Below are 24,129 nucleotides of genomic sequence, written 5' to 3'. Positions count from 1 at the left end.
AAATTTAACAACTTCATTGGGAGGAGTAAATTTTTCATCATAAATTTTTGTAAATATAATATTAATTAATTGTTTTGCTAATTCTTCATCTCTAGTTGTTCCAATAGCATTACCAGCTAAATGATTACGTAATGAATTAAAAATAGCTTTTAAATTATGCGGAACAATTAAATCTTTTCTTTTATATAACCCAATATCTTCTAATCTTTCTCCTCTTTTAGGTATATTAGGAATCTGTTTAAATACTAATCCATTTTCAGTTATTATTTTTTGCAAATAAACAGGGGTATCTTTTCCATTATACCAAACACCTAATTCAGCAGATGACAGAGTCAAATAGTCTTTTAGCTGGGATATCCCTTCCTTTATCATAGATTGTTTACATTCAACTATAATATAAAGCTCATTTTCCTTTTTTTCTGGTGTTTTAAAGACTGCAATATCAATGGGGAAGCTACCACTAGTATCTGATGGGGATTTTTTTACAAAAAATTGAGGTCTGGTAATAATTTGAGATTTCTCATAATTATAATCATTTACTAGAATTTGAGAAAATGGTTGGGTAGCCTGAGTTTCTTCAGGTGTGTTTTTAATATAGACGTTAGAAATATAATCTAAAATATAACCTTCTCTTGATTCTACTATTTCAGAAGATATAAATTGTTGGCTCATTTTTATCCTTTTTGATTAAATATAAAATAATATTTATTGTTTTTCTGAAATTTCTTTAAAAGAAATTGAAAAAGCATCTTTTAATTTTTCAGGCATCAAACGATAGTCTGTAATCAATTTTTTTTCTTGCTCTGAAATCGAACTTTCTAGCGTTGCTGTCTGAAACATAAGTCCATTTCCAGTGAGCAACCAAGTTATACTTACAGCAAGTCCTTTATGAATCTTTATTAAAGCATCCACATTTGGATCTCTTCCTTCATTTAAGTAATTCATTGCTGAACGATAAGAAATTCCAGTCACGTTAGAAAATTCAGTAACAGTCATATTCTTAACTTCTAACACCTGCTTTAAACGCTCAGATATGCACATTATTTCATATTCCTATTGTCAAAAGTATATTTTTATGATATATCATTCATACAAAATGTGAAAATATATTCATATTTTAATTTGATTAGGATTAAACTGCAACTATGACTCAACACTTTTTACTTTCATCCAAAGCAAAAACGCTTTCTATTCGTCAAGTAGTGAGCTTGACGGATGAACAAGCATTTAATTTACTTTGTGAAATAAGATGGGGAAGCCATACTATCGTCACTTGTCCTCAATGCGGTTGTGTTCATCAAGCCTATTTTATCGCTACTCGTAAGCAATTTCGTTGTAAACATTGTCGCCATACCTTTAGTCCTACCTCAGGAACAATTTTTGCTCATCACAAATTGTCTATACAAACCTATTTATTAGCAATAGTGTTATTTGTTAATGCAGTTAAAGGTATCTCAGCTTTACAACTATCACGTGATTTATGTGTGCAATATAAAACCACTTATGTACTTGCCAATAAATTACGCAAAGCCTTATTAGAACAACGAGAATTAAGAGTATTACAAGGGGAAGTAGATATAGACGGTACTTACGTCCACCCTGCTCCACGTAAAGCTAATAAAAAAGCTGACCGCATTGATTATCGCTTGAAAGAAAATCAAAACCCTCACAAGCGTTGCATTATCGTTGCTCGTGAACATTATACACCAGAAGAAAAATCGGTACATAAGAAAGGGGCAAACATACACAAGTATTAGTGACTTACGCTGAAACAGCAAACGTTGTGAAAAAGTTTGCTCAAAAGTTTATTCAAGAAAAAACTAAAATTAATACAGATGAAAATCGTGCTTATGAAGTTCTAATGCCATTTTATCAACTTTGCACCGTAAATCATAAAGAAGAATATTGCGGCTTTGATGGAGTAACTAACAATCAAGCTGAAAGCTATTTTAGCCGTTTTAAACGCATGTATTTCGGTCAAATGCACAAAATAAGCAACCTTTATTTATTAAGCTATGCTAATGAAGCCGCCTATCGTGAAGATAACAGACGAGAAGCCAACGGTTGGCAATTTAAAGATATATTAGAAAAATGCTTATTTACCACAAATGAAAATAACGAATGGTGCGGTTATTGGCAACGTAAACACATACCACAAGAAATCGTATGGCAATAGGATAAAACAATGGCTTATAATCTTGAAAAACGCATTAAAGAGCTTAAATTTGAACGTAAGCAAGTATTGCAACATCTTAGCGAAATAGACCAAAAAATTAGTGTTTTACAACAAACAATTGATATTATGGAAACAAAACGAAACATTAATCAATTACAATACCACTAATTTTATCTATCGCAGAAAATACCGATTATTTAAAGGGAAAGTCAGAAAATATCTTTTATCGATTATGAAAAATAATCCTCAACAGTATTTTACCATCGCTGAACTCACAATACGCATTTTTGCCATAGAGAATAATGAAGATACTCCCTCGCCAAAGCACTTCGATTCTATTCGTAAACAACTTAATAAATTCCATAAAGATGGAATTATTACTCGCACTCAAATAGATGTTAAGACTGTATATTGGTAGTGGAAAAACTAAGTATGAAGTTTATTTAATCGCCAAAAATCCCTACCGCAATGCTGAACTACCCCTTGTTTTTTTAAGCCTAGATAAAATTCGTTTTGTGGCTTGATAGTGCTTATCTCCCACATCTACAAAAATAGACTGTCCTTGCAAATTAAGCACCTTTTCCGCAATTTCTCCACACATCATCCAATATTCATGTTGTCGTAAAACTTGTGCTATTAATCTTGAAGTAATCAGGCGAGAGGTTTTAGCTGTTTTGTCGTTATCATTAGGGATGAAATAAGAAAGTAAACTATCTATTTCCTTGCTTAAAACATTCATTTGCTCCACAATGATTTCTTGCTTTTTTTGTATCTTGATTAAACTTGCTATTAACTCGTTTTTGTTGAGCTTTTGTGCCATAATAATAAAGTCCTTATTGTTAAATTAAACTAATAAGAACTTTAACAAAATTTTATGGAATGGTCTTTGTGCATTTGCTACATAATACCGGATTTTTGTTTTTTAATCTATGGCAAAACAATTGCAGTTTTCTTCTTAAACTCGCATTAAAATCTCGTTTACCTACAGGAATATTAAACTCTCCTTTACGATTAAAACGAATTTGATTATTAAAACCAAAAATAATTAAAAGTAAAAACAATAATGGTTCAGGATGCTGATTATAATCTTGTTTTAAACATTGAAACGCTTTCTTATTATAACTTCCAACCCCATTGCTACTTTGACAATGGTAATACTCATAACCATGCGTATGGGTATCACTAAAGCCATAGTCGATAATTTTACTTTCTATCTCTTTAATTAGATCTTCGTAGCTTTGCGTTTGTAAAAACTGTAAGAGTTCAATTAGTCTAGTATTGTTATCAATACAATAAACTTTTTTGCTTCAATGTTAATTCCGACATTAGCTCCTCCCGAAAACACATCATAAAAGACTTCTAGCTCTTGAGGAAATTTTTCTTTAAGTTGTGGTAAGAGTTTTGACTTGCCTCCGGTATAGTTAAGTGGAGATTTAATAATAGTTTCAGAATTAATTTCTTGTTCTAGATCTAACTCTACTAAGCCTAATCCTAGAGTAGGTTTACGGTCTTTAAACAATTTACTGCCTTTAAATTGTTTAGATTTAGAGTTCTTAATTTGAAAGTTCTGAGTTTTACTATTAACTTCAGGATAAACTTCACAAACAAATAATCTTTCTTTATGATCTTCAACGTTAGTTTTACCAGTAGTAAAAGCATTAATTGCTTTTTCATAGGTAAAAACTTGTCCTCTTGTTTGTAAAATTTCTAAAATCTCCTGATCAGAGATCTTGGCATTAGAACGTGAGTTAATTTTTGTTCCTGTGTTATTGTAAAAAACAATAATATATTTAGCTTTGATTTTACCAATTAAATCCCTAAACGTCGCTACCGCTCTATTGGTGCAATAAGAACTCTTAAGCTTACTGCGATCCATTTTTCTTGCCACTCCTTTAACTTCAGGTTTTTGGTGCTGAGCAAGATTTTCAAGAAAATGATAAGCATCACTATACTGACGTGAGTTATAAGGAGGATCTATATAAACTATATCTCCTTCATACTTAGTCACAAACTCATTAGCATCTAAACCTGTAATTAAGTTTCCTTGATTAAACTGGTCGTTTAGTTTTGGGAGTTCGAGTTTTAATTGACGTTGTAATTCTCCGTTTTTACGGAAAGCATCGTAATGCCCTACGGTATTAGCAATCTTATCTACTGCATAAAGTAAAGAAGTAATAAGGATTGCTTTTTCTCATTGCTTAATTAGCTTTGAAGCAAACTTTGTTTCTATATCTTCACGTATAAATCCTACAATTTTCATATTGTCGGTACTTAAGATAAGTATCACCAAAGTTTTCACTGTAATAATTATGTTCGAGATCTTTAGCTAGGAGATTATTATAAGTAGCAATAATTTGTTCAAGCTTGGTAAGATCTACTTGATCTTGGGCAAAGAAAGTGTAATAAGCGTACTGATTACTCATTAAAATATCGTTAACCATGATCTGATAATCAGCATTAAATTTATTTGCGACTACTCCAGTTCCCGCAAAAAGATCAACAAAAGTTTGGCAGTTTTTACAATGCTTATCTACAATTTCTTGAATAAAGCTGAGAAGCTTAAACTTACTTCCTAGGTATCTACGATTATTAATTTCAAACATAATTATATTTCCAAATTAGGCAACTAAAGCAACAAACTAAAATTATAACAAATAAAAGTTGTTTTCTTTAATCAAAGCTAAGCAAATTTAACCCATGAAATTTTATTTTGATTTAAAGGTATAAACTAAGAAAATGACGTTACCTTATCTCTGAGGAGATAAAATATCCGTCATTTTGATATTTATTTGTTTAATTTTGTTTAATACTTATTTGTTTAAGTAGAGAGCTGATCAACAAGGTTTGTCCTAAACTCTAGCTCTAATATGCTCTTCGAGCCAAGCATAATTACGTTTTAAATTACTAAATACTTTTGGCTCACTTGCTTGATTATAGTAAGTAAGCATAGAGGGTAATTCATGGAGAATACGAGTTCCCCTGCTATTTACAAAAATCTGCTCTAAATTTCCGTCAAGTAAATAACGGGAATTAAAGAAGATATTGTGTAAAGCTTTACCATTAATTTGTCTTAAATCCAATTTGATTGCTTCACATAAGAGGCGATTATCTCTGAACATTTCAACTGCTGATTTTAAGCTCGCTAAATTCCACTTCCCATAACCTACAACTTTAATGTTACAGTAAGCAAAAAGACGATCCATATTTTCAACTTGCGATACTTCCCATGTTCCTACATCAAATTGATATTTAAATTTTACATCACAATAATGTAACTTACTAAATAAGTCACTTAAGTCTCGTAAATGTGCAGTATCTATAAACCCTAAGTCGACATTTGGAATAACTACATATCTCGTAATTGAAGAGAAGAGAACTAAAATTTCTCTAATTTCTTCTTTACGTAAATTGTGTAATTGATAGCTTTTTAGTTCAATAGTGCCTTGAGTTTGCAGGATTTTTTCTAAATACTCATAGCAAAATGCTACTCCCTGTCGATGACTTTCTTGATGCTGTGGATCAGCTTCAAGATTATAAGCTGTTACCTCTTGGTAATGCTTATTTAAAGTTTCAAGATCTATAGTAAGGTTCGAATTTAAGTTTAAAGAAGTAGTGGCCAAATAAAACATCCAATCTTGTTTTAGCGGAATTTTTTTACTTAAATGCAAAGCTAATTGAAGTAATTTCATCTTCACCACCTTAGAAGGAGTTGATCTTGAATAATGAAGAAAGCTAATGGTTTTATTTTCAATTAGAGTATTGACCTTCTCAACCAAATACACCTATTTGTGAATTTTAGAGAAAAGAGATAGATTTAGTTTTACTCTTTGAAATTTAGAAAACTTTTTTGCTTCTTCTCTTAAAATTATACTAAATTTTTAAGTTAATTTCTTGAAAAGAAACAAAATATAACAATTTTTGTAAAAAACTTAATCCTTAAGCTTTTTAAGCTCTAATTTTCTTAACTTTTCTTACTTACTATCTAAGTGAGCATCTAGTTAACGTGTAGAATATTTATTCTGTTTTTCATGATTTTAAGTTACAAAAAAACTCACTAAATAACAAATCTAGAAAAACTAAAATCTAATGGGTCTATCACAAGAAAAGAATGCTAAGAATAACAAATGAGCAGATTACTGATATAAAATAGGGGTTACCTAATTTTTTATCTTGGCTCTTTGCCTTTGTTTAGTATAATTCGATTACTATTTATTTATATTTATGATCTTATGGTTGCTAAAGTTATTAATTCTTTTGATAAAACAATCTCCTCTTCTCCTAAACAAAAATATCAAGTTGTAAGTTTATTTTCCGGTCTTGGAGGTTTGGATCTAGGTTTTGTGGGCGGGTTTGAGTTTTTAGGGACGGAGTTTACGAAAAATCCTTTTGAAATTAAATTTGCGAATGATATTTTTAAACAAGCTTGTGATATCTATGAAAGCAACTTTAACCATCAAGTAACTCGCAAAAGTATTGTTGATTTAGATCTAGAACAGGACTTACCGCAAGAACAAATAGATGTAGTGTTAGGAGGATTTCCTTGTCAAAGTTTTAGTTATTCAGGGAAAAGAAAAGGACTAAGTGATGAACGAGGGCAACTTTATAAACAAATGCTTAAAGTAGTTTCTCACTATCGTCCCAAAATGTTTGTTGCCGAAAATGTAGATGGGATTAGAAACTCTAAGAAAACCCAGCAAGGAGCAGAGGGAAATATCTCGGCTCTTGAAGTAATTCTTGAAGAGTTTAGAGCTGCTGGTTATCAAGTAGAATATCAAGTACTTAATGCAGCCGATTTTGGCGTTCCGCAAATACGGAAAAGAGTGATTATTATAGGGATACGTAAAGACTTACAAGGACAAATCTATTATCCCCAACAATTATTTAGTGAACAAGGAGAAACAACTCCTAAGTGGATTAGTGCTAAAGAAGCTATAGATGATTTATGGCTTCAGGTTAATACCGGAAAAATTTCTAATCACACCATTCGTGATATTTCTAAAGCTAAGTTTTATCCAGGAAAAAAGATGCAAGGTAATTGCAAAATCTTAGCTGATCGCCCAGCACCTACAATTAGAGCCGAACACCATGGAAACATTGAAGCTCATTATCGTACTACTTTAGAAGATGTTAACGATATGCAAGGTTGGCGTAGATTAAGTGTAAGAGAATGTGCAAGATTGCAATCTTTTCCGGATAATTTTGTGTTTCCAGCTAGTGCCTCTTCGGCTTATAAAGCTATAGGTAATGCAGTACCACCTGTTTTAGCATGGCACATTGCTCGAGCAGTGCTTTATAGTTTAAACGGTTTAAAATAAAAGATATATTCTCTTTATTAGCTCTATTTGAATCTTTACCTCTTTTATCTCTTTTATCTATCTTTAAAAAAGTTAAATATATCATTGGTGGCTTTTCTCATAAAGTCACCAAACTTTTTCTCTTCCTTGAGTACTTTGGTACAACTTCCTCTTCTACCTTTTCCATTATTCACTTTCCTACCAAAAAACCTCCTCTATAACCTACTAAAATAGTCATAAATTCTTCTTTCCTTTGACTCTTTTTCTATCAGGATTTAAGCACCTCAAATCCCACTAAAATCGTCTAAATATTCACAATTTTTTAAGTTATATCAAGATAATTATCATCTCTTATTTAAGATTTTTTAAATTTTCCAAGGATTTTCCCAAGATAACCCTATAAAGGGTCTTTCATATGATATAATCAAAGATGAATTTGGGGGTCTAAAACCAAGGTCTCTCTAAATTTTAACTCAAAATTTATTCTTCATTTTTTATGACTTTTTGGCAAAAAGTCTAAAAAATATATTCTATGTGCCAGTTTGTATTCAAGGATGATTTTCTTAAGCTCTTTAATTTATGATACTCGATTATTGTAAATAACTTTACACTCATTTCTTAACAAGACTTTCTCCTTATTAACCATTTTTAACATCTCTTGTAGTTTGGCAACTACCCTCTCTCCGTTAAAAATGCCAATCTTGCACACAGAACTCCTTTCAATCCATGCTCTCCGAGCATAACTAATTCTCTTTTTATTTTTATCTTATTTAGCTCTTTATTTTATCTCTGCTCCTTTTAAGGTCAGCTAAATTTACTGTACTCAACGCATGAATAAAATTTGCTCTCTCAACTTTAATATAGATCAGTGGCAACTAACCACAAGTAAAGAGTTAACTTCTCAAGATTGGGAACAAGATCTTCCTTACTGGTTAGAAAATGTAAAAAATAGAGAAGTACAAAAACCTAAACTTGAATTTCTTAATCTCAAAGAACGTCGACGTTTAAGTGAAAATGCTCGTTTAATTTTTGCCTCTGCTTGGAATCTCACATCTAAAGAAGAAAATCTCCCTATAGTTTACGCTTCGGTTAATGGAGAAGTTAATCGTTCTTTTAAGCTTTACCAAGATTTTTTAAATACAGGTATGATCTCTCCAACTTCTTTTAGTCTCTCAGTACATAATGCTATTGTTGGTAACTGGTCGATTATTCGTAATATTACCAATGAAACTACAGCAATCTCCTCTACTTTTGATAATTTAGAGGTCTCTCTACTAGAGGCCTATTGTCTATTAAACGAAGGATTTAACAAAGTCCTCGTGATTCTTAGCGAAAGTGAAATAGATAGCCAATATCAAGAACTTAAACATATAACTCATAGACCAATTTTTAGTTATGCCTTAACTTTGGTTATTACCCAAGGTTCATCATACAACTTAACTCTAGTAGGTGATAATTGCACCTCAGAGATATTTTTTGATAATAACTTACAATTTGTTAAAGCTCAGTATTTAAACCTCAAACAATGGCAAAGTCGAGCAAACAAAGGTACTTGGATTTGGACTAAAGCATGAGAAGTTTTATCGCCCTCCTCTTAATAGGTTCAGCGTTTTTGATTTTTGCTTTTGTGGGAACCATTTTAAATTTAGTTCTCTATCCTTATGCTCGTAAATATCCTCATGCTAGTTTAAACTCTCAACTCCAAGCTCGTAAAATCGTTGCTTTTATTTGGCGAGTTTTTGTGAAGTATATCTCTTGGGGAAAAATTATTGAGGTGAAATATCACGGCTTTGATAAGCTCGGACGTCCTGGGCAACTGATTTTAGCAAATCACCCAAGTTTACTAGATGTAGTGTTAATTTTTTCTCAAGCAAATAACCTTAACTGCATTGTAAAAAAAGATCTCCTCAAAAAACCTAGCACTAAAGCGGCAATTAAAGCTTGTGGTTTTATTCCCAATACTGAGTCCGAAGAATTATTAGAGCTTTGTGACCAAACCCTAAAAGAACAAGCCCTCTTGATTTTTCCTGAAGGAACAAGAACCGGATGGGATGGAGAAATTAAGTTTCATCGAGGAGCAGTTAGCATAGGTTTACGTAGTGCGAAAGTCATTACTCCCGTGGTAATTAAAATGACTCCTAAAGGACTAAAAAAAGGACAGCCATGGTATAAAATCCCACGCCAAACGATGAGATATGAAATTTTTGTCGGAGAAGATATAGATCCTCAAGATTATCTTCAAGCAAAACCTAAACCTATAGCTACAAGAATTCTTAATCAAGAATTAGAAGAATACTTTAATAACATGACAAAGGAATGAATATGGATATAGCTACGCAAATTAAACAAATTATGATCGATAGCTTAGCTTTAGAAGATCTAACTATTGAAGACATAGATAATGACTTAGAACTTTTTTCGGAAGAAGGTTTAGGTTTAGATTCAGTAGACGCTCTAGAATTAGGATTAGAATTACAAAAGAAATTTGGTTTTACCTTTAATGCAGAACAAACTAATCTCAACCAACATTTTCGTAATGTAAATACTCTAACTAACTTTATTCAATCACAACTTGCAGTAAAATAATTTTCCTTATGACAGAACAAGAAATCCAAGATATTTTAACTAATGCTTTAGTAAACCTATTTGAAATCGATAAAGATAGTATTACTCTTGATACTAATCTCTATGAAGACTTAGATATCGACAGTATTGATGCTATCGACCTTATTGATTACATTAAACGTAATACAGGCTATAAACTTAATGCCGAAGATTTTCGTAATGTGAGAACGGTAAGAGATGTAATTGCAGCCGTGCAAAAGGTTAGCCAAGAAACCCCTCAAGCTTAGGTTAAGGCAAGGATGAATATCTCGAATTTAACTTCAAGTGAACAAAATACCCTTGACAAAGATCTTCATGCTTTACCATGGGTAAAACAAGTGATTTTGTTCCCTTTTAAGCAACAACTCATTGCTTGGTTAGCTTTAACTCCAGCCGGAGTTGAAATTTATACTCAGCAAGGACGCTCAGCTTTGGTAGCTAAATTACAAGAACATTGTGAAGCAACAGACTTTATCTTTGAAACTCAATTACCTCCAGAAGCCAATGCTACTTTAGGAGAACAGCGTTTACAACAACCTCTTAAAGATCCGCTATATCATGATTATCAAGAGATCAATGGCGAACACATTTGGCAAGGTATGGTTCCTGTAGATCTTTTTTACTTTAAAAATCATTTCCATAATTACCCTTTAGTTCCTGGGGTCGTACAATTACGTTGGGTCAAAGAAAAAGTAAAACAAATCTATCCTCATTTACCGGTAATTAGGCATATTCACAACCTTAAATTTACCAAAGCAATTCGTCCTCATACCCATTTAGAATTAAAAATAAAATGGAATGACAATAAAAAGCAGCTTGCCTTTACCCTCTTGAGTAATCATGAAGTTTGTTGCAAAGGTTGTTTTATTTACTAAATATGAATGTTTTTAGAAAAGTTCTTAACCTTTTGCTCTTTCTTACTAGTGTTTGTTATCCCATTTTTTGGTTTTTCGCTCCTAACTATAAAATAGTCCTTAGCATTATTCTTGCAAGCCTATGGTTAATTAAAGCTCCACTGAGTCAAGGTTACTTCCGTTACTTTGCTTTTTTTCTTGGAGCTTTACTCCTAACCTTGCTCGGAGGACAAGTTTTGGAACTCATGACTTGGTATCCAGCTATTGTCAGTGGCTTTATGCTAATAGTCTTTACAAGTAGCTTATTTAGTTCTCAGTCTTTTGTTGAAAGATTGGCAAGAATCCAAGATCCTAATCTTACTCCACAAGGAGTAATTTATACACGGAGAGTTACTCAAGTTTGGTGTGGTTTCTTTATCCTTAACATTCTTGTCATTACTTTTTGTATTTGGCAAAAATATTGGTTCTTTTGGGCTTTATATTCAGGAATTATTTCTTACCTCTTAATGGGTCTCCTTTTTCTTGGAGAATGGCTAGTAAGACGACGTATTCTTAAACAATAATATATGAATCTTCCATATTCCGAGCTTATTACTCTTGCTCCCAGTTGGAGTAAACAAGACTTTGCTAATAAAGCAAAACAAATATCTCAACAATTAACGCAAGAACAGCATACTTGCGTTGCCCTTTGGTTTAATGATGCTAGTGCTTTTGCTTGCACGCTATTAGCCTGTTTAGAGGCTCAGGTGGAAGTATTACTCCCACCTGATTTTCAAGAAAACAACCAACTTTGGCTCAAAAACAATTGCTCTTTACTTCTAAGCGATCAACTTCAACAAGCAAATTTACCCTTGGCTTCTTTTTCTACTTATGGACAAGAACAGCAAGTGGGTAAAGTGCAGTTGAGAGACTTTTTGGACTTTGAGAATCAAACTGCAATTTATATCAAAACTTCAGGAAGTAGTGGTAATGAGCCTAAGCTCATTAAAAAAACGGCACAACAAATGTGGCGTGAAGCCCAAGCTTTAGCTCAAACTCTTCCTTGGCAACAAAAAATGCAAGTCTTAGGAAGTGTTAGCGTACAACACCTCTACGGTTTAACCTTTAGAGTGTTTTTTCCTCTATACCAAGATTGGCTCTTGGGACGTGAGCAACTTGTATATAGCGAGTATCTAATAGCAGCGAGTAAAGAGCAGTTACCAAGCTTGTGGATTACTAGTCCAACTTTATTAAAAAATCTTCTCTTACCCAATCCTCAACTTAAAGAAACAAAGGTACAAGGGATTATTTCTTCAGGCGGAAAACTTCCGGCAGATACTGCTAATAATTTAAGAAGCTACTTAGATTTTCCCCTTTGTGAAATCTATGGTAGCTCCGAAACTGGGATTATTGCTTGGCGTCTCAATTACTTAGCTTGGCAAGCCTTCCCTCAAGTCGAGTATGGGGTTAATGCTCAGCAAGCCCTATGGGTAAAATCACCTTGGCTAAGTAACCTCGAACAAACCATGGATGAGGTTAAATTAACTCCTCAAGGATTTGACCTCCTTGGACGCTTAGATCGAATTGTAAAAATTAATGATAAAAGAGTATCTCTCGAACTTATGGGAGAACAACTTTTACAAAGTCCTTTAGTTAGTGATTGTTATATTACTCAACATCCTCAATATTCACGTTTGGTTGCTATAGTAGTACTTAGTCCTCTAGGGCAAGAGTTGTTAGCTCAGCACAAACGTGTAGATTTAATTAAGCAGCTAAAAAATCAGCTTTTTCTCCATCAAGAGAAAAGTGTATTACCAAGGTATTGGCGTTTTTGTCAACAAATACCTCGTAATCAGCAACATAAAATTGATCAACAACAAATTAAAGCAATTTGTCTTGCTTCCCATTAATATCACCTATGCAAGAAATTTCTCCAGTTGTGATTATTCCGCATTATAAACATGCAGATAAAATCGGCAAAGTAATCGAAGTGTTACAAGCCAAAAACTTACCTATTATCGTTATTGATGATGGTTCTGATCTTCAAAGCCAAAAGCAACTTCAAACTTTAGCGCAAGCTAAAGGATTTAGTTTAGAATTAAATTCTCAGAATCAAGGAAAAGGAGCAGTTGTAAAACAGGCTTTTAAACTTGCTCAGGCTCAAGGTTATACCCATGCTATTCAAGTAGACGCTGATGGACAACATCAAATCCAAGATGTACTCAAGTTTATTGCTCTCGCTAAGGTTAATCCTCAAGCCCTAATTTGTGGCTTGCCTATTTATGGGGCAGATGCCCCTAAGTCTCGTCTCTATGGACGTAAAATCACCAATTTTTGGAATATGATTAATACTTGGTCTTTGGATCTAGCTGATGGGATGTGTGGCTTTAGGTTATACCCTTTAGCTTCAATTAATGCTTTAATTGAGGCACAGCCTATAGGAGATCGTATGGATTTTGATACTGAAATTCTTGTTCGTAGTCACTGGGAAGCGATCCCAATGTTGTGGCTTGAAACCCCAGTAAAGTACAACCAAGACGGGTCTTCTCACTTTCGGGCTTGGGGAGATAATTGGCTCATCAGCAAAATGCACGCACGACTCTTTTTTGGCATGCTAGGGCGCATCCTCCGAGGCAAAAAAGTATGAATTGGAAACAACAAGAGAAAGGAAATCACTTTTTTCTTTACCTTAGTAAGTTAATTACCAAATATCTTCCAAGATTTTTAGTACGTTGGTGTACTTTAGGCGTAGTTAGTTTCTACTATTGGCGTGATCGTAAACAAGGTTCTAGTACTAAATACTTCGAATTACTCCAAACAACTTACCCAGAGATCAAACTACCTAAAAACGCTCGCTTTCAGCAATATCTCAACTTTGGAACTTCAATTGCCGAAAGATTTAGTCTTTGGCAAGGCTCAAAAGTAACCTCTAAGTTTACGCTCCATGATCCAGCCAAGCTTTTCGAGCAAATAAAAAATCCTCCTCAAAATACACGAGGACAGATTCTTTTCTTCTCCCATTTAGGCGATATCCAAATTTGCCAAGCTTTTTTGCAACAAGAAAACTTACCTAACTTTAAGTTAAACATTTTAATGAATGTACAAAACTCCAAAAAGTTTAATCAAACTCTTAAGCAAACGCAAAAAAGCACTCAGGTTATTCAACATTTTCCAATAGAAAATCTTGATCCTCAAACCATGTTTGAGCTCGAAAAAAGAATTGCTCAAGGACAATGGCTCGCAATTTCAGCTGATCGCTTAGGAGACAATCTTGAAAAGGTACAAAGTATAGAGTTTCTTGGGCAAGAAGCTCGCTTCCCTACAGGACCTTGGTTACTGGCAAATTTACTTCAAGCTCCAATTAATACTATTTTTTGTTTTAAGGAAAAGCAAGGATATTCTTTATACCTAGAACCTCTTGCCCCTATATTACAAGCAAAAAGAAAACAACGTGAACAAGAAATTAATAAGTATTTGCAACTTTACGTCAAACGCTTAGAAAATTTTTGTAGGCAATATCCTACCATGTGGTTTAACTTTTATGATTTTTGGAAATAATTCTCAACTTAAACTTTTACTCTCAACTTAAATTTTTAGAAGGAAAAAAATATGAAGAAACTATCTAAAGGTCTAATTATTGCTCTAAGTCTATTAACTGTAGCTTCTTGCGCTCGTAATGATATTAAATACTATAGTGTAAGCGAATCTTTAAATACTGCAGAAGCAAAAAAAGTTATTGATCCAAATATCGCTCTTTATTTCGGACAGGATGTACCTGGACAACTCTTATTAAAAGATGCAAAAACTAATCGTAAAACTAATGCTTATGGTAAAGAAGATTTTAAAACTTGTAACTGGGCGTTCTTAAGTGCAGTTGTCTCTTTACAAAAGCGTGCTAAAAGCTTAGGAGCAACTAAAGTAACTAATATTTTAAGTAACTACAAAGGCAGTACTTTTAAAACTCCAGGACAATATGAGTGCCATGTAGGTAATGTAGTTTCTCGTGTTTCTCTAATTGGTGATATCAAAAAATAATCTACATTATGAGTAAAAGCAATAAGCACATTTATGCTACCCATAGCTCCGAGTATCAAATTCAATTTTTTGATGTAGATTCAATGGAGATTATGTGGCATGGAAACTATGTTAAATATCTTGAAATGGCACGCTGTGCTTTTCTTGAAGAAATAGCCTACTCTTATGATGTAATGAAAGATAAAGGTTATGCTTGGCCTATAGTACAATTGAACTTAAAGTATGTTCAGCCTTGTCTCTTTAAACAAAAAATCAAGATTATCGTTAATGTAGTGGAGTATGAAAGCTGTCTGCGTCTTGAATACTTAATTGTTGATGCTCAGACTAATAAACGTCTTACTAAAGCTTCTACAACTCAAGCTGCCGTAGATCTACAAACCGGAGAATTACAATTTCAAACTCCAAGCTCTTTTTGTCAAGCTCTTGAAGCCTATCCAGGCTTTACTCCTATAAGCTAATGTAAACTACATAAACGTGTTAGACAAAAATATTAACGGTAAATTTTTTAGCTAAAGAGGGAGTCTCTCCCTCTTCTCACCTTTTTTTATGAAAAAATATTTTATCTCCATCTTTTTACTTTGTTTTGCTAGTTTTAGTTGGGCTTTTTCTCAAAGTCAATTAATTAATCAACTTCAACAACCTGAGAGCTTACAAGGAAACTTTAAACAAGAACGTTATTTACAAAGCATTCCTCTTCCAATTACGAGTACGGGAGAGTTCACTCTTGTTAAAGCTAAAGGATTATTATGGCAAATGCAAACTCCTTTTGCCGTAAATCTACGCTTAAATCAACAAGGAATTAGTCAATGGAATGGACAAGCTTGGATAAACTCTAATCAACTAGTACAAGCAGCCCAAATTAAGCTTTTTCTTGGTTTATTGTCGGGAGATTTATCAGGAATTGAAAGCCAATTTCAACTCCAACTTCAAGGTACAGCGCAAAATTGGCAACTAGAATTAATTCCTCAATCTCTGTTAATGAAACAAATTTTTACAAGTATCTTTATTCAGGGCGGAAATCTAATCCAAAAAATCACCTTAAACGAAACTCAAGGTGATCGCACCGTTATAACCTTTAGCCAAATCCAAGTAGATCAACCTCTTACCGCTTTTGCTCAAGATGCTTTTGCGGAATAGGACTTTAGTGTGAAATATTTATTCTCATGCCTGTGTTTATTGTTTATTCTCTTTTTAGGTCAGAGAATTTATCATCAACAATGGCTGGTAACAGATTTAACTTCTCTCTTACCTCAAGAACAAACTTGGTCGCCACTGCAAATCGCAGCTGACCAACAACAAACACAAACTTTAAATGAACAAATTATTGCTCTTGTTGGTAGTCCCTACAAAGAACAAAGTTTTACCTTAGCTCACAAGATTACCCAGCTATGGTCTGAATCTAAGCTTTTTAGTCACATAAATGCTCAAGTTCAACCCGATCTTGAACTTTTACGTCAAGAAATAAAAACTCTAAGTTTTGCCACGCTCCCAGCAAATATTATCCAAGAACTCAAAAATAATCCTCAAACTTATTTTCAGGACTTTGCCGAGCAAATAGTCAATCCTTTTAATCGTACTTCCTTAGTTCCTTTAGATCAAGATTGGCTAGGTTTTACTCGTTTTACGCTTGCTCAAGCTCTAACCAATAGTAAGATGCAATGGGATGCTAATAGTGGCTATCTTTATCTTGAGGATCAAGGGATTACTTGGGTTTTAATACAAGCAAAACTCAAGGATGCTAATTTAATTGGTTCCCCACAAGAACTCTTAACTCTCATACATCAGAGTCAAGAACTTGCCCCTAAATTTTTAGTAACCGGAGCAAGTCTATTTGCAGCTACGACTCAAGCACAAGCTGAAAAAGAAAGTACTTATATGTCAGTCTTAGGCATTAGTTTGACCTTAATCTTTCTCCTTAGTGTTTTTCGTAGCCTTAAAGTACTTTGGTTATTTGTACCAATTTTTATTGGGTTAATTGCTGGAATTAGTGCTACTTTAATCGTCTTTGAGCGCATTCATGTCATGACTTTGGTTATAGGCACAAGTCTAATTGGAGTACTTGTTGATTTTCCTCTCCACTGGTTAGGTTCTTCCTTGTACCAAAAACCTTGGCATCCTCAAGTTGCTATGCGTAAACTTTATTTTACGTTTTTTATTAGTCTTGTCGTAACCCTATTAGGTTATCTCTTATTAGGTTTTACAGCTTTACCTATTTTAAAACAAACAGCTCTATTTTCGAGTGTAGCTCTTGTTTTTGCAATAGGAGCAACCGTTTATTATCTCCCAGGAAGATTTAAGCATTATCAAGCTAAGCCCATAAACCTGCCAACTCTAGGAATTTTTACTAGATTAGTGCAAAAATCTAGCCTCAAAAAAGTACTTTTCCTTGGGATAAGTTTATTTACTCTAGGCGGAATCTATCAAAGTCAATGGCAAGATAATATGCGTCAATGGATCTCGGTACCTCCAAGCTTACTCAAGCAAACCCAACAAATAGCTCAACTGGCGGGACTAGATTTAAGTACTCAATACTTACTTGTCGTCGCTTCCAATGATCAAGAATTGCTAGAAAAAAACTTAAAACTTAGCCAGCAATTAAAAGGCTATGAGTTTATGGCATTAAGTCAGTGGATTCAACCGCTCAAACAACAAGAGCAACTTGCACACGAACTCTTAAATAAACTTACTCCAACTAGCTATCAAAGTTTAACTAACCTAGGGATAAGTTCAGAGAATATTAACGAGAGTTTACAAGCCTTACCTCAACAAACGCTAGACTTAGCTCAAGCATTACAAACTTCTTTAGGTAAAGGCTGGCAATTCCTTTATCTAGGACAGCTTGATGCTCAACATGTAGCTTCGGTAATTAAGTTTATGCAAGTAACAGATCCTCAACCTTTACAAGCTTTAGCTAATAACCAAGATATCTTTTGGCAAGATAAAGCGGGACATCTCAATCAAGCTTTTAAAGAGACCCGAGATCAAGCCGCTTGGCTAAAACTCGCTTCTTTTGCCCTAGCCCTCATCTTTTTACTTAAGTTCTTTGGCTTTAAAGGAAGTTGTAAAATCTTAGTTTTACCTTTAATGGCTATAGCTTTAACTATTGGGGTTTTAGGTTGGTTAGCTGTTCCAATCAGTCTTTTTGCCATGTTTGGTTTACTCTTAGTCTCAGCAATTGGCATTGACTATACTGCCTATATGTATACGGTAAAAGAACAAATTAATGCTAAAAAACTTACCATTACCTTAGCTTCACTAACTACGATTATTTCTTTTATGCTTTTAGCTTTTAGTTCGACTCCGGCCGTAGCTAGCTTTGGGATTAGTGTGAGTTTAGGAGTTTTCTTTACCCTTATCTTAATTTTTTGTTTAGAAAAAACCTAACCTATGCCATTAATTAAACTTGTTTTCCTTTTATTCTTAAGTTTGGGATTGGCTTCTTGCTCTAACTTTCCGCAAGTAAGCCAAATTCCTCATACTTCGCTAGCTTCTACCTACTTATTTAAAGTAGAAGAACTTGCGCCCAAAAACCGATCTAGCTTGCTAGTGGTACAAATAGAAGCTCAGCAATGGCGTTGGATACTCAATGATCCCTTAGGAGCTCCTTTAAGTCGTATGCTCTTAACCTCTAAAGGTTGGCAAAGAGAAGGCTTTGTTCCTCCTAATGAACAAGCTAAATACCTTTTTGCGGCTATTGCCAGTTATTTAGCACCTCAAACTAAGATCTTTGCAGTTACTCAACGCCAAGAACAGGGAATAATAGATTATTATCAACAACAGAGATTAGTATGGTCATTAGTTCCAAGTGCCTCTAATCTTAAAATTAAACTTTACGACAACTCTCTCTGGTTAGTAACTCCACTAACCCCTTAATCTCAACTTATGCAAAAAATTTATCTTCATAAACCAGCACTTTTAAGTTGTTTAGGTCAAGATCTCGAAGAGCATTTGCAAGCCCTATTTCAAGCTACTTCAGGACTTCAAGCTTCGGATAATCCCTTTGCTGATCCTGCTTTTACCCTTAAGCCTGGAGTTTTTGGGCAAGTAAAGCAAGAGTTACGCCCTTTTCCTTCTCACTTAAAAACTAAACATTATAGCCGTACTAACCATTTACTTTGGCATGCTTTAGCTACGATTGAAGAGCAAATTAAACTTTGTTTGCGTCGTTATTCTCCACACCGCATTGCCGTAATTATGGGAACTTCAACCTCGGGTATTGATGAACTAATTCCCTACTTTAAACATGATCTAGAGTTACAAAATTTTAATGAAAAAGACTTGCAACTTAGCATGTCCGCTCCAGCTGACTTTGTTAAAGAAGTGTATGAGCTTCAAGGTTTAACCTATGCAATTTCAACTGCTTGTACTTCAGGAGCTCGAGCTCTAATTAGTGGAGCTCGTTTCTTAAACAATAATCTCTGTGATGCTGTTATTGTTGGAGGAGTTGATAACCTTTCTCCCCTTACAGTTAAGGGATTTGAATCCCTTTCGGTGTTAGCTGAGCAGCAACTTAACCCTTGTTCACTTAATCGTAGTGGCACAAATATTGGTGAGGGGGCCGCAGTATTTATTATGACTCGTGAACCTCTAGATAATCAGACTTTATTGCTTTTAGGATATGGAGCAACCAGTGATGCTTATCATATAAGCTCACCTCATCCTCAAGGTAAGGGAGCGAATCTAGCTCTCACTCAAGCTTTAAAGCAAAGTAAACTTACCCCAGAGCAAATTGGCTGGATTAATCTCCATGGAACTGGGACTAAACACAATGATTTAATGGAATCTACAGCAATAGCTTCGGTACTTGGCTTAGAAATTCCTTGCACTAGTACCAAAGCTTCTACTGGACATACCCTTGGAGCTGCCGGAGCTATAGAAGCTGCCCTCTTATGGGGAATTATTAGCCGAGACTATAACCCTCAAGGTAAATTACCTCCCCAAATTTGGGATCAAGAGCTAGATGCTGAATTAGCTCCCCTAACCTTTACTAATGAGCAAAGTACTTGGCTTACGCCACGTCGTATAGGTCTGAGTAACTCTTTTGCTTTTGGGGGAAATAATACGGTGCTTATTATTGGAGAAGATCATGCAAATTGATTTAACTTGCCCCATTACTAATATTGATCCTTTACTTCCACACACTGAGCAAATGATCTTAGTAGATAAAGTATTAGATTTTGGTGATGATTTTATTGAAACGACAACCTTAATTACCCCTGACAATATTTTGTTAGAAGATGGGGTGCTAGAAAACTATTCAGCCCTTGAAATTATGGCACAAAGCATTGGTTGTTGGGCTGGTTGTCAAAGCCTCATAAATCAGCGTGAAGTTGGTATAGGTTTCTTTATCGGCTCACGTAAAATTAATTTCTTTTGTTCTCAAATTCTTCCAAATACGCAAGTAACTACCAAAGTAAAGCTCTCCATTCAAGACCAATCAGGCTTTGGAGTTTTTGATGTAGCTTTATATGATAGCCATACTCAAAAACTTCTTATTAATGGAGTGTTTAATGTATTTAGTCCCAAAAATAGAGAAGATTATGCAAAATAAAACTGTTCTTGTCACGGGATCAAGCCGTGGTATAGGTAAAGCTATAGCTTTAACTCTTGCTCAACAAGGTTATAATCTTGTGATTCACTGTCGTAATCGTCTAGAACAAGCTCAAGAAGTAGTAGAGCAGATTCAAGCTCTCGGACAACAGGCTCGAATCTTACAATTTGATGTCAGTGACCGTCAAGCTTGCCTCCAAGCATTAACTCAAGACCTTGAGACTTATGGTGCCTACTACGGGGTTGTCCTTAATGCAGGATTAACTCGTGATAATGCCTTTCCCGCTTTAACCGAAGAAGAATGGGATCAAGTTATTCATACTAACCTAGATGGGTTTTATAATGTTCTCCAACCCGTAATCATGCCTATGATTCGTCGTCGCCAAGCTGGAAGAATAGTTTGTATTACTTCAGTTTCAGGATTAATCGGTAATCGTGGACAAGTAAACTATAGTGCTTCCAAAGCAGGTCTAATTGGAGCTGCCAAGGCTTTAGCTCTAGAACTAGCTAAACGCAAGATTACGGTCAACTGTGTAGCTCCAGGACTTATAGATACTGACATGCTTGATGAAAACCTTCCTCTTGAGCAAATCCTCAAAATGATTCCAGCTCAACGCATGGGAAGTCCTGAAGAAGTAGCACATGCAGTGCAATTCTTGCTTGATGAAAAAGCAGGTTATATTACTCGTCAAGTTATTTCTGTAAATGGCGGTTTATGTTAACAAATTTAAAATAGAAGTACATGTATGACAAAAAGAGTAGTAATTACAGGTGTAGGTGGAATTACCGCTTTAGGACGTAATTGGCAAGAAATTAAACAAGCATTTAGCCAAAAACGTAATGCTACCCAACGCCTTGATTGGGATAATAAATATCCTGATTTAGAAGCTTACTTAGGAGCTCCAATTCCTAACTATGCCCCTCCAGCAAGTTGGAATCGTAAACAGTTAAGAAGTATGGGAAGAGTATCTATGCTTTGTGTAGATGCGGCTCAAGATGCTTTAGCAATGGCTGGATTATGGGAAGAAGGGAAGATTAGCTCTCTATGTCTTGATGGGAATATGGGGGTGGCTGCAGGTTCATCTACCGGAAGTACTCCTGATATTGTCGATGCTTGTAAACTCGTGATTACTGGGAAAAGCGAAAATTTTAGTGCAAATACCTATGTACGTATGATGCCTCATACTACGGCTGCTAATATTGGTATCTTCTTTGGTTTATCCGGAAGAATTATACCAACTTCTAGTGCTTGCTCTTCAGGTAGTCAAGCTATAGGTTACGCTTATGAATCTATCAAGCATGGCTTAATTCCAATGATGCTCGCAGGCGGTGGAGAAGAGTTTTATGTTTCCGAAGTATATGTCTTTGATTCTCTGTATGCCGCTAGTCGTGATAATGAAAATCCAGGATTAAATCCTCGTCCTTATGATCAAGACCGTGATGGTCTAGTGATTGGCGAAGGGGCTGGAATTCTTGTACTCGAAGAACTGGAACATGCCTTAGCTCGAGGGGCAAATATCTTAGCAGAAATCGTCGGCTATGGAGCTAATAGTGATGGTACACACATTACTCGTCCTTCTAAAGATACCATGCAACGTTGTATGGAGTTAGCTCTTAAAGACGCTCAGCTTGAACCTCAGCAAATTGGTTATGTAGATGGGCATGGAACAGCTACCGAGCAAGGAGATATTGCCGAAACCCAAGCTACTGCGACCTTATTTGGTAAAGTTCCTTTTAGTTCGCAAAAAAGTTATTTAGGGCATACTTTAGGAGCTTGTGGAGCTTTAGAGAGTTGGTTTGCGATTGAAATGATGCGTGAGCAAAGCTTTTTCCCAACCTTAAATCTTGTTACAGTTGATGAGCGTTGCGGTGATCTTGATTATATAAAAGATCAGGTGCGTCATATAGACACAGATTATGTTATGAATAATAACTTTGCTTTTGGTGGCGTAAATACTTCTCTAATCTTTAAGCGTTGGCGTGACTAATAAGCGTCAACTTAAAATCAAAAAACCAATACAAGTTATACCATATTAGACTCTATCATATATAGAGCTAATTGAGAAAATTTAGCCTTTAGCACTTTCCCCAAAAAATTTAATTTTTTGGGGCTTAATTTTGTAAATAACTATAATTTGCGTTCCCCCCCCCCTCTTATCTTCTAAAAAATTATCCTCCTTGAACCAACTAAGCTCCCTTAACCAACCGACTAAGCTCTCTTAACCAGATCTATTCTCTTAGCTAACCTCATTATTGTAATTACTTTCATTAGAGATATACAACTTAGGTATAAACCTAACTTTCTTTATTGATTAAATTAAAATTTAATTCATCTTCACTATTCTCTTTAACTATTCAATATTCTCTATTCACTATCTCTTGGTATTTATAATCTCATTACTTCAATATCACCTTAAAACATGGTAACTAAATAGATATTATAAATTATCTAGAGATTACTTAATTTATTTTGGTTACAAGACTTAATTGTGATTTAAACTCAATAAAATCCTCATCTTGCCAAAAGAAAAAAGTAATGCCGTGTAAACGATAAGAAATAAACACACAAAGATAAAACTCGGTTTCTTCTATAAAAATTAACTTCCCTTTCTCCACTAGAGAAAAAGTATATTCAAGTTCTTGTAAAGAATTTACTCGAGATTTAATTAAAGAAAAATCTTTTATCCCCCCTCCTCTTACTTTAGTTAAAGCCTCACGTCCACACCAAAGATAATAGAATCTTTGCTCTTCAGTTGGTAAACGTCTAACCAAAGCTTGATTAGCAAATTCTTTTTCTCCCTGTTCTCCTAGACTTTGAAGTAAAGCAAGAAAATTTCTAGTTTGTTTTGATTCTATATCTATAGCTACACTATATAAGGGAGTAGCGGGAGCAATAATTATTGCTAACCAGTCCCCCGAATGACTTAGATTAAAATCTAAATTAAAATTGGTTAAATAAGGTCTCCCATTCTCTTCTTTACCCCATAACTTCTCTACATCTACTTTTAAATCTAAATGCTTAGCTAAGAATTTTCCTAAAAGCTCTTTTCCTAATTGTTGCTTAAAAGCTCTCAGCTTTTTCCTCTTACTAAGAATATCTAGTGAAGTAATAGAAGTTAATAACTGTTGATAAGAAACAAGAGAAGAGAGTTGAGTAACTATAACAAATACTTTATTTGTCTGCTCCATAAAAATATCTACTCCTAATATTACTTATCTCTTAAATTATCTTCTTGATTTGATTTAATTTATTGAGTTTTCTTAAATCTCTAATCAATATAATTTCTTCTCTACCTTACCTTCTTGCATAATTTATTAAAATAAACTTAACCAATAATTAAGGTTGGCTACAATTTAAATTAAGATAATAAATCCATTAAAGAAATTTTTTTTCTAAAAATAATCTCATTCCAACTTTTGGGATTCATGCCATACAACACCATTACTCCTAAAAAAATCACTTAAGTATTTTACTAATTTTAAGCTACTTCAACTTTTTTACTTCTCTCAAATTCTTATCATTCAACTGCAATTAATTATCATTTATTAACAAAATTTAATTAAATAAAACACAGTTTTTTATCTTTTGAACAGACTTTTAAAGACTTGATAGGGGTAATATTATCTAAATATATAC

At 34.2% G+C, this 24,129-nt stretch carries 26 protein-coding genes and 2 pseudogenes; 21 read left to right on the top strand and 7 right to left on the bottom strand.

Annotated elements, in window-relative coordinates:
* Both CKF59_RS02205 and CKF59_RS02200 read right to left on the bottom strand, forming a co-directional pair.
* Positions 1 to 672, bottom strand: a 672-nt coding sequence (locus CKF59_RS02205) for a type I restriction enzyme HsdR N-terminal domain-containing protein (RefSeq protein ID WP_147397097.1), incomplete at its 3' end; no start/stop codon positions are given.
* 33 nt (positions 673 to 705) lie between these two features.
* Positions 706 to 1,041, bottom strand: a complete 336-nt coding sequence (locus CKF59_RS02200) for a helix-turn-helix domain-containing protein (RefSeq protein WP_119534351.1) — start codon at positions 1,039 to 1,041, stop codon at positions 706 to 708.
* Positions 1,042 to 1,145: 104 nt separating this feature from the next.
* Between CKF59_RS02200 and CKF59_RS02195 the strand changes: the two are divergent.
* Positions 1,146 to 2,176, top strand: a pseudogene (locus CKF59_RS02195) (IS1595 family transposase).
* A gap of 9 nt (positions 2,177 to 2,185) precedes the next feature.
* Positions 2,186 to 2,344: a hypothetical protein gene (locus tag CKF59_RS07995; protein WP_245959263.1), complete on the top strand. Its 159-nt coding sequence runs from the start codon at positions 2,186 to 2,188 to the stop codon at positions 2,342 to 2,344.
* A 292-nt stretch (positions 2,345 to 2,636) separates the two neighbouring features.
* Here the strand turns inward: CKF59_RS07995 and CKF59_RS02185 are convergent, their stop codons facing one another.
* The 4 genes and pseudogenes from CKF59_RS02185 to CKF59_RS02165 all read right to left on the bottom strand — a co-directional run bounded on the left by CKF59_RS02185 (position 2,637) and on the right by CKF59_RS02165 (position 5,865).
* Positions 2,637 to 2,996 carry a hypothetical protein gene (locus CKF59_RS02185; protein WP_245959262.1) on the bottom strand — a complete coding sequence of 120 codons (360 nt, stop codon included), beginning with the start codon at positions 2,994 to 2,996 and terminating at the stop codon, positions 2,637 to 2,639.
* A gap of 52 nt (positions 2,997 to 3,048) precedes the next feature.
* A pseudogene (locus CKF59_RS07990) lies at positions 3,049 to 4,352 on the bottom strand (DNA adenine methylase).
* A 58-nt stretch (positions 4,353 to 4,410) separates the two neighbouring features.
* On the bottom strand, positions 4,411 to 4,779 hold the full coding sequence (locus tag CKF59_RS08055) for a DNA adenine methylase (protein WP_119534348.1): 369 nt from the start codon (positions 4,777 to 4,779) through the stop codon (positions 4,411 to 4,413).
* Positions 4,780 to 5,025: 246 nt separating this feature from the next.
* Positions 5,026 to 5,865, bottom strand: coding sequence for a BspA family leucine-rich repeat surface protein (locus CKF59_RS02165; protein ID WP_119534347.1), 840 nt, complete (start codon positions 5,863 to 5,865; stop codon positions 5,026 to 5,028).
* A 540-nt stretch (positions 5,866 to 6,405) separates the two neighbouring features.
* On the opposite strand from CKF59_RS02165, the gene CKF59_RS02160 reads away from it, so the two are divergent.
* The 19 genes from CKF59_RS02160 to CKF59_RS02070 all read left to right on the top strand — a co-directional run bounded on the left by CKF59_RS02160 (position 6,406) and on the right by CKF59_RS02070 (position 22,480).
* Positions 6,406 to 7,491, top strand: a complete 1,086-nt coding sequence (locus CKF59_RS02160; protein WP_119534346.1) for a DNA cytosine methyltransferase — start codon at positions 6,406 to 6,408, stop codon at positions 7,489 to 7,491.
* An 809-nt stretch (positions 7,492 to 8,300) separates the two neighbouring features.
* Entirely contained in the window at positions 8,301 to 9,044 is a 744-nt protein-coding gene (locus CKF59_RS02155; protein WP_119534345.1) for a beta-ketoacyl synthase chain length factor, read from the top strand.
* Entirely contained in the window at positions 9,041 to 9,790 is a 750-nt protein-coding gene (locus CKF59_RS02150) for a lysophospholipid acyltransferase family protein (protein ID WP_119534344.1), read from the top strand. The genes CKF59_RS02155 and CKF59_RS02150 overlap by 4 nt, the downstream gene beginning before the upstream one ends.
* Before the next feature lie 2 nt (positions 9,791 to 9,792).
* Positions 9,793 to 10,056 (top strand): phosphopantetheine-binding protein, encoded by a 264-nt coding sequence (locus CKF59_RS02145; RefSeq protein ID WP_119534343.1) that lies wholly within the window; start codon positions 9,793 to 9,795, stop codon positions 10,054 to 10,056.
* 8 nt (positions 10,057 to 10,064) lie between these two features.
* Positions 10,065 to 10,322, top strand: coding sequence for an acyl carrier protein (locus CKF59_RS02140; protein ID WP_119534342.1), 258 nt, complete (start codon positions 10,065 to 10,067; stop codon positions 10,320 to 10,322).
* A gap of 12 nt (positions 10,323 to 10,334) precedes the next feature.
* On the top strand, positions 10,335 to 10,949 hold the full coding sequence (locus tag CKF59_RS02135) for an ApeI family dehydratase (RefSeq protein ID WP_119534341.1): 615 nt from the start codon (positions 10,335 to 10,337) through the stop codon (positions 10,947 to 10,949).
* 224 nt (positions 10,950 to 11,173) lie between these two features.
* The gene (locus CKF59_RS07985; protein ID WP_245959261.1) at positions 11,174 to 11,491 is read left to right on the top strand and encodes a COG4648 family protein; all 318 of its coding nucleotides are present in this window, start codon (positions 11,174 to 11,176) and stop codon (positions 11,489 to 11,491) included.
* 3 nt (positions 11,492 to 11,494) lie between these two features.
* Positions 11,495 to 12,817 carry an AMP-binding protein gene (locus CKF59_RS02125; protein ID WP_119534339.1) on the top strand — a complete coding sequence of 441 codons (1,323 nt, stop codon included), beginning with the start codon at positions 11,495 to 11,497 and terminating at the stop codon, positions 12,815 to 12,817.
* 8 nt (positions 12,818 to 12,825) lie between these two features.
* A complete protein-coding gene (locus CKF59_RS02120) occupies positions 12,826 to 13,554 on the top strand; it encodes a glycosyltransferase family 2 protein (RefSeq protein WP_119534338.1) in 729 nt (242 codons plus the stop codon).
* Entirely contained in the window at positions 13,551 to 14,465 is a 915-nt protein-coding gene (locus CKF59_RS02115) for a lysophospholipid acyltransferase family protein (protein ID WP_119534337.1), read from the top strand. Before CKF59_RS02120 ends, CKF59_RS02115 begins: the two co-directional genes overlap by 4 nt.
* Before the next feature lie 51 nt (positions 14,466 to 14,516).
* Positions 14,517 to 14,942 carry an excinuclease ABC subunit A gene (locus CKF59_RS02110; protein WP_119534336.1) on the top strand — a complete coding sequence of 142 codons (426 nt, stop codon included), beginning with the start codon at positions 14,517 to 14,519 and terminating at the stop codon, positions 14,940 to 14,942.
* An 8-nt stretch (positions 14,943 to 14,950) separates the two neighbouring features.
* Complete coding sequence (locus CKF59_RS02105) at positions 14,951 to 15,400, top strand: acyl-CoA thioesterase (RefSeq protein ID WP_119534335.1); 450 nt, start codon at positions 14,951 to 14,953, stop codon at positions 15,398 to 15,400.
* A gap of 88 nt (positions 15,401 to 15,488) precedes the next feature.
* Positions 15,489 to 16,079, top strand: a complete 591-nt coding sequence (locus CKF59_RS02100) for a LolA family protein (protein WP_119534334.1) — start codon at positions 15,489 to 15,491, stop codon at positions 16,077 to 16,079.
* Positions 16,080 to 16,088: 9 nt separating this feature from the next.
* Positions 16,089 to 18,326 carry an MMPL family transporter gene (locus CKF59_RS02095; protein ID WP_119534333.1) on the top strand — a complete coding sequence of 746 codons (2,238 nt, stop codon included), beginning with the start codon at positions 16,089 to 16,091 and terminating at the stop codon, positions 18,324 to 18,326.
* A 3-nt stretch (positions 18,327 to 18,329) separates the two neighbouring features.
* Positions 18,330 to 18,815, top strand: a complete 486-nt coding sequence (locus CKF59_RS02090; RefSeq protein ID WP_119534332.1) for a hypothetical protein — start codon at positions 18,330 to 18,332, stop codon at positions 18,813 to 18,815.
* Between the two features lie 9 nt (positions 18,816 to 18,824).
* The gene (locus tag CKF59_RS02085) at positions 18,825 to 20,039 is read left to right on the top strand and encodes a beta-ketoacyl-ACP synthase (RefSeq protein WP_119534331.1); all 1,215 of its coding nucleotides are present in this window, start codon (positions 18,825 to 18,827) and stop codon (positions 20,037 to 20,039) included.
* Entirely contained in the window at positions 20,029 to 20,493 is a 465-nt protein-coding gene (locus CKF59_RS02080) for a hotdog family protein (RefSeq protein ID WP_119534330.1), read from the top strand. Before CKF59_RS02085 ends, CKF59_RS02080 begins: the two co-directional genes overlap by 11 nt.
* Complete coding sequence (gene fabG / locus CKF59_RS02075; RefSeq protein ID WP_119534329.1) at positions 20,483 to 21,214, top strand: 3-oxoacyl-ACP reductase FabG; 732 nt, start codon at positions 20,483 to 20,485, stop codon at positions 21,212 to 21,214. The genes CKF59_RS02080 and fabG overlap by 11 nt, the downstream gene beginning before the upstream one ends.
* A gap of 24 nt (positions 21,215 to 21,238) precedes the next feature.
* On the top strand, positions 21,239 to 22,480 hold the full coding sequence (locus CKF59_RS02070) for a beta-ketoacyl-ACP synthase (protein WP_119534328.1): 1,242 nt from the start codon (positions 21,239 to 21,241) through the stop codon (positions 22,478 to 22,480).
* A gap of 472 nt (positions 22,481 to 22,952) precedes the next feature.
* On the opposite strand, the gene CKF59_RS02065 is transcribed toward CKF59_RS02070, so the two are convergent.
* On the bottom strand, positions 22,953 to 23,681 hold the full coding sequence (locus CKF59_RS02065; RefSeq protein ID WP_119534327.1) for a 4'-phosphopantetheinyl transferase family protein: 729 nt from the start codon (positions 23,679 to 23,681) through the stop codon (positions 22,953 to 22,955).
* Between the last annotated feature and the right edge of the window lie 448 nt (positions 23,682 to 24,129).

This window comes from Psittacicella gerlachiana (genome assembly GCF_003585965.1).
GTDB lineage: Bacteria > Pseudomonadota > Gammaproteobacteria > Enterobacterales > Psittacicellaceae > Psittacicella > Psittacicella gerlachiana.
The sequence above is the reverse complement of the archived record's forward strand: the minus strand, read 5'-3'. Positions and strand labels throughout refer to the sequence as shown.

Coding starts and splice junctions, on each gene's coding strand:
- CKF59_RS02145 (WP_119534343.1), top strand. CDS start 9,793: ATGGATATAGCTACGCAAATTAAACAAATTATGATCGATAGCTTAGCT.
- CKF59_RS02065 (WP_119534327.1), bottom strand. CDS start 23,681: ATGGAGCAGACAAATAAAGTATTTGTTATAGTTACTCAACTCTCTTCT.
- CKF59_RS02120 (WP_119534338.1), top strand. CDS start 12,826: ATGCAAGAAATTTCTCCAGTTGTGATTATTCCGCATTATAAACATGCA.
- CKF59_RS02135 (WP_119534341.1), top strand. CDS start 10,335: ATGAATATCTCGAATTTAACTTCAAGTGAACAAAATACCCTTGACAAA.
- CKF59_RS02160 (WP_119534346.1), top strand. CDS start 6,406: ATGGTTGCTAAAGTTATTAATTCTTTTGATAAAACAATCTCCTCTTCT.
- CKF59_RS02155 (WP_119534345.1), top strand. CDS start 8,301: ATGAATAAAATTTGCTCTCTCAACTTTAATATAGATCAGTGGCAACTA.
- CKF59_RS07995 (WP_245959263.1), top strand. CDS start 2,186: ATGGCTTATAATCTTGAAAAACGCATTAAAGAGCTTAAATTTGAACGT.
- CKF59_RS02100 (WP_119534334.1), top strand. CDS start 15,489: ATGAAAAAATATTTTATCTCCATCTTTTTACTTTGTTTTGCTAGTTTT.
- CKF59_RS02085 (WP_119534331.1), top strand. CDS start 18,825: ATGCAAAAAATTTATCTTCATAAACCAGCACTTTTAAGTTGTTTAGGT.
- CKF59_RS02185 (WP_245959262.1), bottom strand. CDS start 2,996: ATGGCACAAAAGCTCAACAAAAACGAGTTAATAGCAAGTTTAATCAAG.
- CKF59_RS02070 (WP_119534328.1), top strand. CDS start 21,239: ATGACAAAAAGAGTAGTAATTACAGGTGTAGGTGGAATTACCGCTTTA.
- CKF59_RS02165 (WP_119534347.1), bottom strand. CDS start 5,865: ATGAAATTACTTCAATTAGCTTTGCATTTAAGTAAAAAAATTCCGCTA.
- CKF59_RS07985 (WP_245959261.1), top strand. CDS start 11,174: ATGACTTGGTATCCAGCTATTGTCAGTGGCTTTATGCTAATAGTCTTT.
- CKF59_RS02105 (WP_119534335.1), top strand. CDS start 14,951: ATGAGTAAAAGCAATAAGCACATTTATGCTACCCATAGCTCCGAGTAT.
- CKF59_RS02125 (WP_119534339.1), top strand. CDS start 11,495: ATGAATCTTCCATATTCCGAGCTTATTACTCTTGCTCCCAGTTGGAGT.
- CKF59_RS02140 (WP_119534342.1), top strand. CDS start 10,065: ATGACAGAACAAGAAATCCAAGATATTTTAACTAATGCTTTAGTAAAC.
- CKF59_RS02110 (WP_119534336.1), top strand. CDS start 14,517: ATGAAGAAACTATCTAAAGGTCTAATTATTGCTCTAAGTCTATTAACT.
- CKF59_RS02150 (WP_119534344.1), top strand. CDS start 9,041: ATGAGAAGTTTTATCGCCCTCCTCTTAATAGGTTCAGCGTTTTTGATT.
- CKF59_RS02115 (WP_119534337.1), top strand. CDS start 13,551: ATGAATTGGAAACAACAAGAGAAAGGAAATCACTTTTTTCTTTACCTT.
- CKF59_RS02200 (WP_119534351.1), bottom strand. CDS start 1,041: ATGTGCATATCTGAGCGTTTAAAGCAGGTGTTAGAAGTTAAGAATATG.
- CKF59_RS02080 (WP_119534330.1), top strand. CDS start 20,029: ATGCAAATTGATTTAACTTGCCCCATTACTAATATTGATCCTTTACTT.
- CKF59_RS02090 (WP_119534332.1), top strand. CDS start 18,330: ATGCCATTAATTAAACTTGTTTTCCTTTTATTCTTAAGTTTGGGATTG.
- CKF59_RS08055 (WP_119534348.1), bottom strand. CDS start 4,779: ATGTTTGAAATTAATAATCGTAGATACCTAGGAAGTAAGTTTAAGCTT.
- fabG (WP_119534329.1), top strand. CDS start 20,483: ATGCAAAATAAAACTGTTCTTGTCACGGGATCAAGCCGTGGTATAGGT.